Source organism: Pseudomonas sp. LBUM1645 (assembly GCF_059716185.1).
In genome coordinates this window covers 4,751,053-4,763,530 of sequence record NZ_CP166811.1, presented here as the reverse complement: position 1 = coordinate 4,763,530, position 12,478 = coordinate 4,751,053, and the positions used below count along the sequence as shown (strand labels likewise).

Here is a 12,478-nt window from a genome sequence, read left to right as displayed (position 1 = left end):
TACCGCTGGTAGTTTTTGGCCATGCCCTCGCTCGCATGCCCTGCAATTTTCTGCCCATCCTTTCCGGACAAATGTCCGAGACATTCTCGCCCACACCTTACGGGGTGAGGCTCAATGCCACCTGTGGACGCCTCAAGCTCACAGGTTCATCCTTGCCAGCTGTGAAAAGATCGGGGCAGTTGAATGAATGGTTTGTGGGCCAAGGCTCTGTTTGCTGGAATGTTACTTTCGTTAAGCGCGGCCAGCTTTGCTGGTCAGGAAAGCGATCTCTATTCAAACCTTGATGCTGGCAAGGCGCAGACCGTCGTAGCTTATGGTACGAGCTTGACGGCTTTTGGCGCCTGGGTGCAGCAGCTTGGGGATGATCTGAATCAGCGTTACCCTGGACGTGCCACGGTTATAAATAGTGGCAAGGGTTCGATGTGGTCGGGATGGGGTGTTGAAAATCTCGAAAGTCGAGTTATCTCCAAAAGCCCGGATACGGTGTTTATCGAATTCGCGATCAACGACGCTTTCCTTCCCAACAAAACCACCGTCGAACAAGCGCGGAAAAACCTCGAGCTAATGATTGACCGGATCAAGGCTGCCAAGTCATCGACGGAGATCATTTTAATGGTGACGAATCCAGTGATTGGACGCTCTGGAGTGCAGAGACCGACGTTAAGGGATTACTTCCAGATGTACCGGGATGTCGCAAAAGCCAGGGGACTTCGTCTGATCGACAATTATCCAAGATGGGAGGCGGTCTTGAAATCAAATCCCGACCTGTTTAATCAGTATGTTGCGGATGGATTGCACCCAAATGCTGATGGATATCGCGCAGTGGTGACCCCGTCATTGATTGAAAATTTGAGTGGCGCCTCGCCAAATTGACCTGAGCTTCTTGTACAGGTGCAGTGACAGCGCCCACACTTCATGAAAGCCCGGCATCTCTTCCTCCTTCCATCCTTTGTAGCGCTAACAATTGAAAGACAGAGCAAATGCCCTGCAGAAGGGTTACTGAATGCCGAAGAAAAAGACGGAAAGTAAAGTAGCAGCGACGGCTACTGCTCATGAAATTGAGCACGCCATCCAAGCCCTGAACAAAATGGCTGAACGCCTTTGGGGAGATGGTCGAGAGATCGAGGCGAAAGCTCTCCTTGACGCCCTGGATTCTCTAAACAGGGCACTGGACCGGATCAGGATTGGCGAAAGCCGCAGGGTTGTGACTCTTCATTGAAGGCCGCCATGGACTCATTGAGAGGCCTAAAGCGGCCAGAATGCGTATGAGGCATCCCCAGATGCATTCTTTCTCAGTTTTTTGGCTCGCCTTGTTTCACCATAGCGCGCCATTCCTGGACGCTTGATCGCCCGTTCATTCTGGCATGCCACGCATGCAATGCTTCACATTCATCAGGTACAGGCAGTTTCACCAGCGAGGCGAAAATCATGCCGCCCAGTACCGCAATGTCGGCCATCGAAAAAGCATTGCCCGCCACAAAAGGGTGATTTTTCAAGATGCTGTTGAAATAGTGCATCCCCCTTACGGCCTTGTCCCGCATCCGCTCACCCCATTCAGGGTTCTGGGAAAGCTCGACGTCCGGCCCAAGCCCAGGCGTTGCGTGATGGAAGTACGCGCTGACAGCATCCAGAAATTCAATTTCCGCACGCTTGGTCATCATATGGATGATGCCTTTCTCAGTGGGTGTTTTACCGGTGAGCACAGGGTTGTTATCCAGAACATCCAGGTACTGAGTGATAGCGGTGCACTCCGCGATGAGCGTACCGTCGGCCAACTCCAGGACGGGAAGTGTTCCGGAGTAGTTGATGGCTAGAAACGCTGGTTGCTTGTGCTCGCCTGTCCAAAGATTGACCGGTACAAACTCGATCCGGGACAACAGGCCTTTCTCTGCTAACGCGATACGGACCCGCGCCGGGTAGGGCCCGTTGTACCAGTCGTAAATTTTCATCATTGGGAGTTTCGACGCGTCGGAGTGTTGCTGCTGAAAGGTCATGATTTCTTTACCTGCCTGTCAAGTGGTAGGTGGAGATTGGGCGCTTGTTTCTGTGTTGTCAACAACTACCTACCAGTTGGCAGGTTGTGAAATATGCGAGTAAGATCGCGCCAAATGACCACGCCAATCAAAGAATCGAGGAATGAAAACGTGAGCGAAAATGCCCGGGAAGCCATATTGGAAGCCGCCAAAGGGGCCGCTCAAACCCACGGCTACAGTGGGATCAATTTCCGAAGCATTGCTGATGCGGTGGGAATCAAGAACGCAAGTATCTATTACCATTTCTCAAGCAAGGCCGACCTCGGCGCCGCAGTAGCCAGACGATACCGGGAGGACACGGCCAGTGTTCTGGAAGCCCTGCGCGGTGAAAACCCCGATCCGATTCGCTGCCTGCAGGCGTACCCGAGCATCTTCCGAACATCCCTGGAAAACGGCAACAGGCTGTGTTTGTTCAGCTTCATGGCTGCGGAATACCAGGACCTGCCTGAGGAGGTGAAGAGTGAAGTGCTGGCCTTTGCAGACATCAATGTGGCGTGGCTGACGAAAGTACTCTCTGATATGGGCTCGGGAAACATTGAAGTGTGCGAGCGACGTGCCCGCGCCATTTACACCGCCGTTGCTGGCGCTCAAATGATTGCCCGAACGCGCTTCGATGTCGGTTTATTCGACGAACTTGTTCAGAGCTATCAAGAGGCGGGACTCCTTCCGACATAACGGGCTTAACGCGTCATGGGGGGCCGTTTCCAGCCTGACCGAAGGGGGCACATAAATCACATTTATGTGATTCTGATATTAGTGCTATCCGATTAGTGCTGTTTATCAATCAATAGTCGAAGGGTAAGTTGCTTCTCTGCGAATTCAAGCCGAGAGCAATCCATGACCCAGCACATCATCCGCAAGTGCATGCCCGCCGTAGCGAAGGCGGGCACCCTTTGTTTCGCTCTGTGCACCGCTGCGGTCGTGGAGGCGGGCGATCGCAGTCCGCTGATCATCGAGAAACAGGGAAGCCTGATGGCCGGCGGCGGGCTGATGACCCAACCGGGTGTCTTTGATCCGTACACACCGATGAAGCCTGATGGCCAGACCTATCATGGCGATCACGTGTATGCGTTCTACCAGGTTCCGGTCGACGCTCGCCCGCTCCCGATTGTCATGTTGCATGGTGCAGGGCAGTCCGCGAAGTCCTGGGAAACGACGGCCGACGGTCGAGAAGGGTTCCAGAACATCTTTCTGCGTCGCGGCTTTTCCACCTACCTGATCGACCAGCCGCGCCGTGGCGATGCGGGACGCAGTCTGGTTGAAACCACAATCAAACCGGTGGCGGACGAGCAGCTGTGGTTTAACCAGTTCCGCATTGGTGTGTGGCCAAACAGCTTTGAGGGCAGTCAGTTTCCACGCGGGCAGGAGGCGCTGGAGCAATTCTTCCGCTCGATGACGCCCAACACCGGTCCTTACGACATTGATGTGGTTTCCGATGGCGTGTCCGCGCTGCTGGAAAAGACAGGGCCTGCCATCTTGTTTACCCACTCGCAGGGTGGCGGACCCGGTTGGCTGACATCGATCAAGAGCCACAATGTGCGAGCCATCGTGGCGTTCGAGCCGGGCAGCAGTTTCGTGTTTCCAGAAGGTGAGATTCCCGCGCCGATCCCCAGTGCGTTCGACACACTCTCGGCGCAGGTCGTCTCCAAGGCGCAGTTCGAAGCGCTGACCCGCATCCCCATCGTCATCTTCTATGGCGACAACATCCCCGAAAAACCGGTGCGTCTGCCTGCGCAAGACAGCTGGCGCGCCCGGCTTGAGATGGCGCGCCTGTGGCGAGATACCGTGAACCGGTATGGCGGTGATGTAAGGCTGATCCATTTGCCTGAGATCGGGATCAAGGGCAATTCCCACTTTCCCTTCTCGGACCTCAACAACGTCGAGATCGCGGATCTGGTTTCGAAGTTTCTCGCCGAGAAAGACCTGGATTGAAAACGAGCCGGCTATGGCCGCCGAGCCCCTCAGAAGTCGCAAAAAGCAGGATTATTCATATGACGCGAACCACGATAAAGGCCACCGTTCTGGCCGCCATGATCGGTATATCGGCAGCCGAAGTTGAGGCCGCGGACTACAAGCAGAATCCCTTCACATTGACCTACGGTGGCGCGCTGACGAAGAACGAACCGGGCAAGGTCAACCTCCATCCGGTCACCTACAAACTCAATGGCCTGGACATTTCCGCCAACGTTTACACCCCCGCGAACTATGACTCGGCGAAGAAATATCCGGTTGTCGTGGTGGCGCATCCCAATGGCGGGGTGAAGGAGCAGGTTGCAGGTCTGTATGCCCAGCGTTTGGCAGATCAGGGCTACATTACGATCACTGCGGATGCGGCGTATCAGGGCGCCAGCGGCGGTCAGCCGCGTAACGTCGATAAACCCGCGTATCGCATCGAGGACATCCACGGCATGGCGGATTTCATCGCCCGCTACCCCGGCGTCGACAGTACGCGTTTGGGCTTGCTCGGCATCTGCGGCGGTGGCGGCTATTCATTGAAGGCGGCACAGACCGACAAGCGATTCCAGTCGATCGCAACCTTGAGCATGTTCAATTCAGGGCTGGTTCGCCGTAATGGCTACCGGGATTCGCAACTGTCCACGGTTCAGGAGCGCTTGCAGCAAGCTTCCGCTGCTCGCGCCCAGGAAGCGGCCGGCGGGGAAATTCTCTACACCGGGGATGCCAAGCTGACGGACGAGCAGATCGCCAAATTGCCGTTTGATCTGTATCGGCAGGGTTTTGAGTATTACGGCAAAACCCATGCCCATCCTAACTCGACTTTCAGGTACACCTTGAGCAGCTTGCTGGACTTGATGAGCTTCGATGCAACGGACCAGATCGAACTGATCGACAAGCCATTGCTGATGATCGCGGGCAGCAAGGCCGACAGCCTGTACATGTCGGAGCAGGCGTTTGCCAAGGCCACAGGTACGAAGGATAAAAAACTGTTCTTGATCGATGGCGCGACCCATATCGAAACCTATTGGGTGCCTGCCTATGTGGACGTCGCAATGGACCAGCTGACCGCGTTTTACGCCAGAACGCTCTAAATTCAAGGAGCCGTCATCATGAACAAGACCCTTTTGGGAATCGCAATGTGCGCCGCGACGCCCTTCGCCAGCGCCGCCGGACCAGACAATGCCAGTGAATCCCTGACTGCCCAGCAGATCCGACGTGCAGGTACACAGGCTTCGGCAGCGGGGCCGGCGGATTATTTCTCCGGGCGGGTGCGCGTCGATCCTTTGTTTCCCGCCACTGGCAAAATCAATGCATCCGGAGCCTACGTTACCTTCGAGCCGGGCGCGCGTTCGGCTTGGCATACCCATCCAGCAGGCCAGCGATTGGTGGTGATCGCAGGTGTGGGCCTGACTCAGGAATGGGGCAAGCCCGTGCAGGAAATCCGTCCGGGAGACGTGATCGTCTGCCCACCGGGCGTCAAGCACTGGCACGGTGCCGCACCGACAAGCGCCATGACTCACCTGGCAGTGACCGGCGTGGTGGATGGCAAAAGTGTGCAATGGCTGGAGAAAGTCACCGATTACCCAAACACCGCACAAGGTCCGGCGACGCCGCAAGCAACGTCTGCCGAACATGCCGTTTCCGAGGTGCTGTCAGCCAAGCAGCAGGCTATCCTGTTGATCGCAGCCTCCATGGCCACAAGCAACATGCCCATGCTCAATGCTGCCTTGAACAAAGGGCTGGATGCGGGACTGACCGTCAGCGAGGCGAAGGAAATCCTGGTGCAGCTCTACGCTTACACCGGCTTTCCGCGCAGTCTCAACGCACTCGGCGAGCTGATGAAAGTGGTGGACGCACGCAAACAACGCGGCATTCAGGATGATCCGGGGCGCGAGCCCGGTCGTGTGATTCCAACCGGCGCTGAATTGCTGGTCGTGGGCAAGGCCAATCAGACCCGCATTTCCGGTGCACCCGTCCAGGGCCCGCTGTTCGACTTCGCACCTGTCATCAATCAATATTTGCAGGCGCATTTGTTCGGCGACATTTTCGAGCGAGACAACCTGGATTGGCAAAGTCGTGAACTGGCTACGGTCGCAGCGCTGGCCGCCACGCTCGGCGTGGAGCCGCAACTGCGTTCGCACATTGCTGCCAGCATGAGAGTAGGTCTGAGCGCTGCGCAATTGCGTCAACTCGCTCAGGTACTGGCCGACCAAGGTGACGCTGATGCAGCCAAGCGTGCCGGCGAGGCGCTGGACAAACATCTGGCTGAAACGGCCGGGCGGCCGTGAGTCAGGGATCGGCCACCCGTCAAGCGCGCAGGCTTGTCAGCTGGAATAGCGCAGGGCTTCACGCAGCAACGTAAAGGCGGGTGAACTCTGGCGTCGGCTTGGATAGTAGAGGTGGTATCCCGAGAATGGCTCGCACCAATCCGCGAGTACGCGAATCAACCGACCCTGTGCGACATGCTCCTGCACCAGGTCTTCTGGCATATAAGCCAGCCCCAATCCCTGGAGGGCGGCCTCCAGGCGCATGGCAATGTTGTTGAACACCAATTGGCCTTCCACGCGTACTTTCAATTCTTGCCCGTTCTTCTCGAACTCCCAGAGGAAGAGGCCGCCATAAGTCGGCATGCGCAGTGTGATGCAGTTGTGCTGCATGAGATCGCTCGGGATTTTTGGCTTCGGATACCGAGCGAAATACTCTGGGGAGCTGACCACTGCCATGCGCATGTCGGGGCCGATACGCATCGCGATCATGTCCTTGGCGACCTGCTCACCTAACCGGACGCCGGCGTCGAAGCCTTCAGCTACGATGTCGGTCAGGCCGTAGTCGACGATGATCTCGATCTTGAGATCGGGATTGTCGGGTAGCAGCTTCGCGAGTACGGGATGCAGGATCGTGATCGCAGAATGCTCGCCGGCCGTGATACGCAGTTTGCCTGAAGGCTTGTCACGGAATTCGCTGAGCAATGCCAGCTCGTTGTCGATCTCTTCGAATCTGGGGGCGATCACTCGCAGCAGATGTTCGCCCGCTTCCGTGGGGGATACGCTACGAGTGGTGCGAGCAAGTAACCTGACGCCCAGTCGTTCCTCCAACTGACGCATGGCCCGGCTCAGGGCAGGCTGTGACATGCCCAGTTTGGCAGCCGCGCGGGTGAAACTGCGCTCCTGTGCCACGGCCGAAAAGATTGCGAGTTGGTCGTAGCTTTCAGCGGTCATTGATCCGCCCCTGTTATGAACCGTTCGCGATTATGCCATCCAGCATCACCAATCGCTCGGATCTAACTTGTGTCAGCTATCGACTGCGGTGGCGGTCAACCCGCAGTGCGTCGACCGCGCTTCGCGGATGCGGCATCAGCTCGCCGAAGGCCGCGCAACTCCCTTGCGACGGTTGGACTTTTCCTCGAGTTGGATGGCGAAATCCATGGCCTCGCGGTAGTTGAAACGGTAGGCCCAGGTCTTGCCAGTGTATCGCTCGATGACCTGGAAGATGCCGAGCTGCAGGGTCACCACCTGGAAGCGAACACCGCGGCGCGACTTCAGTCGATTAGTGCGCCGGAAGAAATCGATGCGTGCTGCATTGTCGTGGACGAGCAGAGCGCCGAGCTCATCGATGCGCTGCAGAAAGGATGGATGCATGTCTGATCCTCGAAGTGGGGAGCATGTATTCGTAAGCACTCGTGCCGCTATCTGCTTGTCTATGGATGCAGAGGTAGTGCTGACGGATAACGGTAGTCGAAAAAAGCCACATCGAAACCTGACTCTTCTTTATGCGACATACGGACTTCTTCGCGAACCCGAGGGTTTTCTCTCAAAACCCTTGCCGGGCCTGGGGCAAGCTATCGAGAAATGCGGCAATCTGCCGGGTACCGCGCAAGTGCACCGTAGAAATTTGTGGGCCTATGGCCAGGCGCACTGCCTCGATACCAGGGCGATAGCCTCGATCGAAAGTCCACACGAAGTTCAGAAAGTCAGGAACTCCCGGTCGAGTTTCTCTGTACAGCCTGCTGCAAGGTCAGGGCGAGGGCGGTTCATTACGCTGCGCATGATCACCCGGGTGAAACAGGTGAGCCGCGACGTATCGAGCCAGATGATCAGGTCGGTACGGGGCAGCCGAAGGTCGAAGGTTCGCCGCGCATAGTTGCCTTCACAAATCCAGGCATCCGGTGCGAGTGCTTGGCGGACCTTTGTGCGGAACTGCTCAGCGTCGGGTTCGACCCAGTCGGGCTCCCAGAACAGCGTGTCCAGGTGAACCACGGGCAGGCTCAGGCGCTTGCCGAGGGCGCGGGCGAGGGTGGATTTGCCGCTACCGGCATTGCCTAGAATTACAATCCGTTGCATGAGGACTTCCTGTCGCGAAAAAAGCCGGCGATTGTGCAGGTTTTGGAGGGCCAGTTAAAGGCTTATGGATGGGTGTAAACCTTATTCAGGACGAGACAGTTGCTGCAAATAGGCCTTCGGCGAACACCCTGTTTTTTGCTTGAAGCAACGGTAGAACGTGGACAGCGAGTTAAAGCCAGAGGCGCTGGCAATCTCATCAATGCGCGAGGCGTGGCGTTGCGCACTCAAGCGTGAAAGGGCTTCATCCAGGCGCAGCTGGTTGAGCAGCGTATAAAACGTTTGCCCCCGAACCTGATTGAGAAAGAACGAGATCTGGTTGCGTGTGTAGCCAGTCGATGCCGCGACATGCGACAGGTCCAGCCGTGGATCGAGGTAGGGCTTGGTCTGTTCGAAGTACTGCTGCAAATCATTGGCCAGCGCCCCGACCTGACGGGCTGATAACCCCAAGCGACTGACCGCCTCAGCGCTATAGGTCGGGCGGGTTAACGTTGGGGCATGGCCGACCAGCATCGCGTGTTCGTTGACTTTGATGATCAGCCCGTCCCGTACCGACAGCGCTTCAACCGTGCGGAATGAAACAAGACCCTCGCTGCCATTGAGCGTCACCCGGTACTGCAAGAACGCGGTGTCGCCATCGATGCGCAAGCGATCGGTGTAAATCTGAAACTCTTCTGATCCCACCGGCATGCTTGCCGCGAGATAGTCGCGCAATTGCGAGTAGTCGATGGTCCGGTTCTGGAAAAAATCGTTGTACTCGATGGCCGGGTGATAGAGCGCCATCACGGCGTCCAGGTCGCGCCGCTTCCATGCCTCGTGATAACGCACCGCAACTTCATGAGTCTGTGTGCTCGAAGGATCCGCCAGGAAGGTTGGGGTGGTGGGTAAATCAGGTACTTCCACGACGAACTCCAGGGTGCAGATCAGGGCGAAGCCCAGAGTATTCCAGAAGCCGTACTTTTCCGCCCGTGTCCGCTGCGATGTTTGCCTGCCCGTTGTGCCTGTGAAAGCGTCGGTGATTACTTTAGCGTCAGCCCAGGAATTTTACGGAGCATGAGCGCATGACACTTCACATCGCGAACCAGTCCCTGGCGGACGCTCGGCCTTATCCCGTTTGGCAGGAAACACGAACGCCTGCGATCGCCGCGCCGAGGCTCACAGGTGAAGTGACGTGTGATATTGCGATTGTGGGCGGCGGATTTGTCGGGCTATGGACTGCGTTGATGGCGCGTCAGCGCTGGCCTGAAGCAACCATCGTTGTGCTTGAAGCCGGGCAGTGCGGTGGCGAGGCGAGTGGGCGCAATGGCGGGTTCTGTGCGCCGAGTATTTCCCACGGTGTTTCCAATGCGCTGAAACGTTGGCCCAGGGAAGCAGAGCAACTGGTGCGACTGGGCAGGGAAAACCTGGTGGCATTTGAGGAAGATCTGCAGCGCTATGGCATGGACGTAGCGTTTGAGCGCTCCGGAAAACTGAATGTCGCGAGTCAGCCCTGGCAGGTTGAAGGGCTAAGGTCGATGCAGCGCAACTACGAGCGCTTTGGCATCGCCTGCGAATTCCTGGATGGCGAGAGGCTCAAGTCACACCTCGACTCACCGGCCTATGTTGCGGGCGTTTTCGAGCCCAATTATGCGCTGCTGAACCCGGTGAAAATGGTCGCGGAACTGCGGCGCGTGTGTCTTGCGCATGGTGTGCAGCTGTTCGAGCATTCGCCGGTGACCGCACTGCATCAAGACGGCAATCATCAGGTACTGGAAACCGGACTGGGCTCTGTCAAAGCGGTCAAGGTCGCACTCGGCACCAACATCGCACCGCCGTTGCTAGGTGAGCTGAAGTCCAAGGTCATTCCCATTTATGACTACGCATTAGCGACTCAGCCGCTCAACGATGCTCAGCTGCGCGCCATCGGTTGGGTCGGCCGCTACGGGATTGCCGACAGTGGCAATCAGTTTCATTACCTGCGCAAAACCGAAGACAACCGCATCCTCTGGGGCGGTTACGACGCCATCTATCACTTCGGGAGCCGGCGTGATGAGGCGTTGACGCAACGCCCCGACAGCTTCGCGACATTGGCTCGGCAATTTCAATCGGCTTTCCCGGCGTTGGCGGACGTCACGTTCAGCCATGCCTGGGGCGGCATCATCGATACCTCCGCACGCACCACCATGTTCTGCGGCACCTCGTCCAACGGGCGCATTGCCTACGCCCAAGGCTTCACCGGGCAGGGCGTGTCGGCCAGTCGTTTCGCGGCGTTGACCATGCTCGATTTGCTCGAGGGCAAATCTACCGAGCGCACGAAACTGGCAATGACCTCGACAGCACCTTTTCCGTTTCCACCCGAGCCCCTGCGTTATGTGGGCGTGTCGCTGGCGCAGCGCTCACTGGCCCGTGAAGACCTTACCGGACACCGCGACTGGCTGCTCAAAGGATTTGATGCGCTGGGTATCGGTTTTGATTCTTGAACTGGAGTGAGAATGACCATGAGTAAACCTGATCACATCATCGATTTTGCCAACCCTGATTTGCCCATCGTCGAGTTGGAAACCAGCGATCCCGAACTGGTCGACACCCCGTATCGCAGTCGTAGCTGGCGGCACTTTGTGGCGCCGGAGAAAAAAGCGGTCGCAGGCATTTGGGAAGCGCCGGAGCACCTCGAACGATGTGAGTGCGACTACGACGAACTCTGTCATTTGCTCGAAGGACATGTTCGTCTGACCGACAGCAATGGCGTCAGCCAGGAGTTCAAGACCGGCGCCACGTTTGTGGTCGCCGCGGGCTTCAAAGGCACGTGGGAAAACCTGACGCCGGTGCGCAAGGTGTTCATGATCCTCAGGGACGGGCGTCAGGCAGCGCCATGATCGCTCGCGCCGCAATGTCCGTGCCGCGAGTCGCCTGCATACTTTCGCTGAACGCTTCGAGGCGCTGTTTCATCGCCTGGTCAGCCAGCAGTTGTTCGAGGGTGGCGGGAAGCGCGGACAGTGGATCGGCAAAACGTGGCAAGTAACGGCCGACGCCGACTTCCTCGGCGCGTGCGGCGTTGTCGTGACCGTCCCAGCAGTAAGGAATGATCAGTGACGGCAAGCCGAAGTACAGCGCTTCGCAGAAACTGTTGTTGCCACCGTGGTGGACGAACAACTGGCACTCCTTGAGCACGGCCGGCTGCGGAAACCAGCTGTCCAGATACACGTTGTCCGGGACGGTGGTGTACATGTCCCGATAAGCGCCAACGTTGATGAGAAAGCGATAGGGCAGGGTTTCGATGGTCCCGATCAGGCGCTTCATCATGTCGGTGTCGGCGGCACCGAGGCTGCCGAAGCTGATGTAGATCAGGGGCGCGTCGTTGTGCCGTGGGAAGTCGGGAACGATGTAAGGCGCCTCGCGGCGTACGCAACCGTCGAGGTACACATAGCGCTGCGGGTCCAGCGGCGATTGGCGTTCATAACGCACCGGCGTCGGCGACAGCAACAGGTTCAGCCACGGTGAATCGTTGAGGAACTGGCCGGGTGGGCAGGGCGCCGTGCCGTTGCTCGCGAGAAACTGCGAAAAACGTTCATGGGCCGGCGCGACGGCTTTGCGGTAATGCTCGGCAAAACGTTCGCGGGCATCCGCGTCGTCCGCCAGGCAACCCGACAAATACGGCGGCACGGCGGCATCCGGCAGTTCGGTTTCAGCGCAGGAAACCATCCGCACCCACGGGCATCCCGCGTTGGCGATGGCGGGGAACATGACCACGTTGTCGAGGACGATGACGTCCGGTTTAAGGCGCCCGAGCAACTGTTGCAGCGGTTTTTCCGCTTCAATCGCGGTGTCGATAATGGCTTCCCAGGCCGGTGCCACATAGCTGTCGATCTGTGCCAGCGGAGTCTGGTCGAAGTAGGGAATGTTGCGCTCGATAAAACGTTCCCAGTAATGCTGGTGTTCCGCGGCCGACAATGGACTGGCTTGTGGAATCGGGTACTCGTCGAAGCCGTATTCGGCGAAAAGCCCTTGAAAATGTTCGTGGCAGATGAAGACCGGTTTTGCTCCCAGCTCACGCAGCGATTGGGCGATACCAATGCAGTTCAAGGCCGCGCCGAAACTGGCTTCCGGAAACAGGGCGATAAGTTTTTGTGTGTGCATGGCGAGGACGTCCGAGGCGGGTACAGCCCGCCGTGC

At 57.6% G+C, this 12,478-nt stretch carries 13 protein-coding genes and 1 pseudogene; 8 read left to right on the top strand and 6 right to left on the bottom strand.

Going from position 1 to position 12,478, the window contains the following annotated elements; all coding sequences use genetic code 11:
• The first annotated feature begins 183 nt into the window (after positions 1-183).
• Together ACA079_RS21465 and ACA079_RS21460 are read left to right on the top strand one after the other, a co-directional pair.
• Complete coding sequence (locus ACA079_RS21465) at positions 184-873, top strand: SGNH/GDSL hydrolase family protein (protein WP_497700873.1); 690 nt, start codon at positions 184-186, stop codon at positions 871-873.
• 130 nt (positions 874-1,003) lie between these two features.
• Positions 1,004-1,219, top strand: a complete 216-nt coding sequence (locus ACA079_RS21460) for a hypothetical protein (protein ID WP_497700872.1) — start codon at positions 1,004-1,006, stop codon at positions 1,217-1,219.
• Between the two features lie 73 nt (positions 1,220-1,292).
• On the opposite strand, the gene ACA079_RS21455 is transcribed toward ACA079_RS21460, so the two are convergent.
• The gene (locus ACA079_RS21455) at positions 1,293-1,994 is read right to left on the bottom strand and encodes a glutathione S-transferase (protein WP_497700871.1); all 702 of its coding nucleotides are present in this window, start codon (positions 1,992-1,994) and stop codon (positions 1,293-1,295) included.
• 150 nt (positions 1,995-2,144) lie between these two features.
• Here ACA079_RS21455 and ACA079_RS21450 point away from each other — a divergent pair, with 150 nt between their 5' ends.
• From ACA079_RS21450 to ACA079_RS21435, 4 genes are all read left to right on the top strand, one after another.
• Positions 2,145-2,708 carry a TetR/AcrR family transcriptional regulator gene (locus tag ACA079_RS21450; protein ID WP_497704356.1) on the top strand — a complete coding sequence of 188 codons (564 nt, stop codon included), beginning with the start codon at positions 2,145-2,147 and terminating at the stop codon, positions 2,706-2,708.
• Positions 2,709-2,870: 162 nt separating this feature from the next.
• On the top strand, positions 2,871-3,965 hold the full coding sequence (locus tag ACA079_RS21445) for an alpha/beta hydrolase (RefSeq protein ID WP_497700870.1): 1,095 nt from the start codon (positions 2,871-2,873) through the stop codon (positions 3,963-3,965).
• Between the two features lie 59 nt (positions 3,966-4,024).
• Positions 4,025-5,080 (top strand): alpha/beta hydrolase, encoded by a 1,056-nt coding sequence (locus ACA079_RS21440; protein WP_497700869.1) that lies wholly within the window; start codon positions 4,025-4,027, stop codon positions 5,078-5,080.
• 18 nt (positions 5,081-5,098) lie between these two features.
• A complete protein-coding gene (locus tag ACA079_RS21435; protein ID WP_497700868.1) occupies positions 5,099-6,277 on the top strand; it encodes a (R)-mandelonitrile lyase in 1,179 nt (392 codons plus the stop codon).
• Between the two features lie 36 nt (positions 6,278-6,313).
• On the opposite strand, the gene ACA079_RS21430 is transcribed toward ACA079_RS21435, so the two are convergent.
• From ACA079_RS21430 to ACA079_RS21415, 4 genes and pseudogenes are all read right to left on the bottom strand, one after another.
• A complete protein-coding gene (locus tag ACA079_RS21430) occupies positions 6,314-7,207 on the bottom strand; it encodes a LysR family transcriptional regulator (protein WP_497700867.1) in 894 nt (297 codons plus the stop codon).
• A 135-nt stretch (positions 7,208-7,342) separates the two neighbouring features.
• Positions 7,343-7,627, bottom strand: coding sequence for a hypothetical protein (locus ACA079_RS21425; protein ID WP_497700866.1), 285 nt, complete (start codon positions 7,625-7,627; stop codon positions 7,343-7,345).
• A 172-nt stretch (positions 7,628-7,799) separates the two neighbouring features.
• A pseudogene (locus ACA079_RS21420) lies at positions 7,800-8,329 on the bottom strand (P-loop NTPase family protein).
• 81 nt (positions 8,330-8,410) lie between these two features.
• Complete coding sequence (locus ACA079_RS21415; RefSeq protein WP_497700865.1) at positions 8,411-9,229, bottom strand: helix-turn-helix domain-containing protein; 819 nt, start codon at positions 9,227-9,229, stop codon at positions 8,411-8,413.
• 158 nt (positions 9,230-9,387) lie between these two features.
• On the opposite strand from ACA079_RS21415, the gene ACA079_RS21410 reads away from it, so the two are divergent.
• Both ACA079_RS21410 and ACA079_RS21405 read left to right on the top strand, forming a co-directional pair.
• Entirely contained in the window at positions 9,388-10,785 is a 1,398-nt protein-coding gene (locus tag ACA079_RS21410; protein ID WP_497700864.1) for an NAD(P)/FAD-dependent oxidoreductase, read from the top strand.
• A gap of 18 nt (positions 10,786-10,803) precedes the next feature.
• Positions 10,804-11,181: a cupin domain-containing protein gene (locus tag ACA079_RS21405; RefSeq protein ID WP_497700863.1), complete on the top strand. Its 378-nt coding sequence runs from the start codon at positions 10,804-10,806 to the stop codon at positions 11,179-11,181.
• Here ACA079_RS21405 and ACA079_RS21400 read toward each other — a convergent pair.
• Positions 11,153-12,442 carry a nucleotide disphospho-sugar-binding domain-containing protein gene (locus tag ACA079_RS21400; protein WP_497700862.1) on the bottom strand — a complete coding sequence of 430 codons (1,290 nt, stop codon included), beginning with the start codon at positions 12,440-12,442 and terminating at the stop codon, positions 11,153-11,155. The two genes, ACA079_RS21405 and ACA079_RS21400, sit on opposite strands and share 29 nt — an antisense overlap.
• Between the last annotated feature and the right edge of the window lie 36 nt (positions 12,443-12,478).

Excerpts from the sequence above, each read along its gene's own strand:
- ACA079_RS21430 (WP_497700867.1), bottom strand. The coding sequence starts at position 7,207 with ATGACCGCTGAAAGCTACGACCAACTCGCAATCTTTTCGGCCGTGGCA.
- ACA079_RS21405 (WP_497700863.1), top strand. The coding sequence starts at position 10,804 with ATGAGTAAACCTGATCACATCATCGATTTTGCCAACCCTGATTTGCCC.
- ACA079_RS21455 (WP_497700871.1), bottom strand. The coding sequence starts at position 1,994 with ATGACCTTTCAGCAGCAACACTCCGACGCGTCGAAACTCCCAATGATG.
- ACA079_RS21400 (WP_497700862.1), bottom strand. The coding sequence starts at position 12,442 with ATGCACACACAAAAACTTATCGCCCTGTTTCCGGAAGCCAGTTTCGGC.
- ACA079_RS21410 (WP_497700864.1), top strand. The coding sequence starts at position 9,388 with ATGACACTTCACATCGCGAACCAGTCCCTGGCGGACGCTCGGCCTTAT.
- ACA079_RS21460 (WP_497700872.1), top strand. The coding sequence starts at position 1,004 with ATGCCGAAGAAAAAGACGGAAAGTAAAGTAGCAGCGACGGCTACTGCT.
- ACA079_RS21425 (WP_497700866.1), bottom strand. The coding sequence starts at position 7,627 with ATGCATCCATCCTTTCTGCAGCGCATCGATGAGCTCGGCGCTCTGCTC.
- ACA079_RS21465 (WP_497700873.1), top strand. The coding sequence starts at position 184 with ATGAATGGTTTGTGGGCCAAGGCTCTGTTTGCTGGAATGTTACTTTCG.
- ACA079_RS21440 (WP_497700869.1), top strand. The coding sequence starts at position 4,025 with ATGACGCGAACCACGATAAAGGCCACCGTTCTGGCCGCCATGATCGGT.
- ACA079_RS21445 (WP_497700870.1), top strand. The coding sequence starts at position 2,871 with ATGACCCAGCACATCATCCGCAAGTGCATGCCCGCCGTAGCGAAGGCG.
- ACA079_RS21435 (WP_497700868.1), top strand. The coding sequence starts at position 5,099 with ATGAACAAGACCCTTTTGGGAATCGCAATGTGCGCCGCGACGCCCTTC.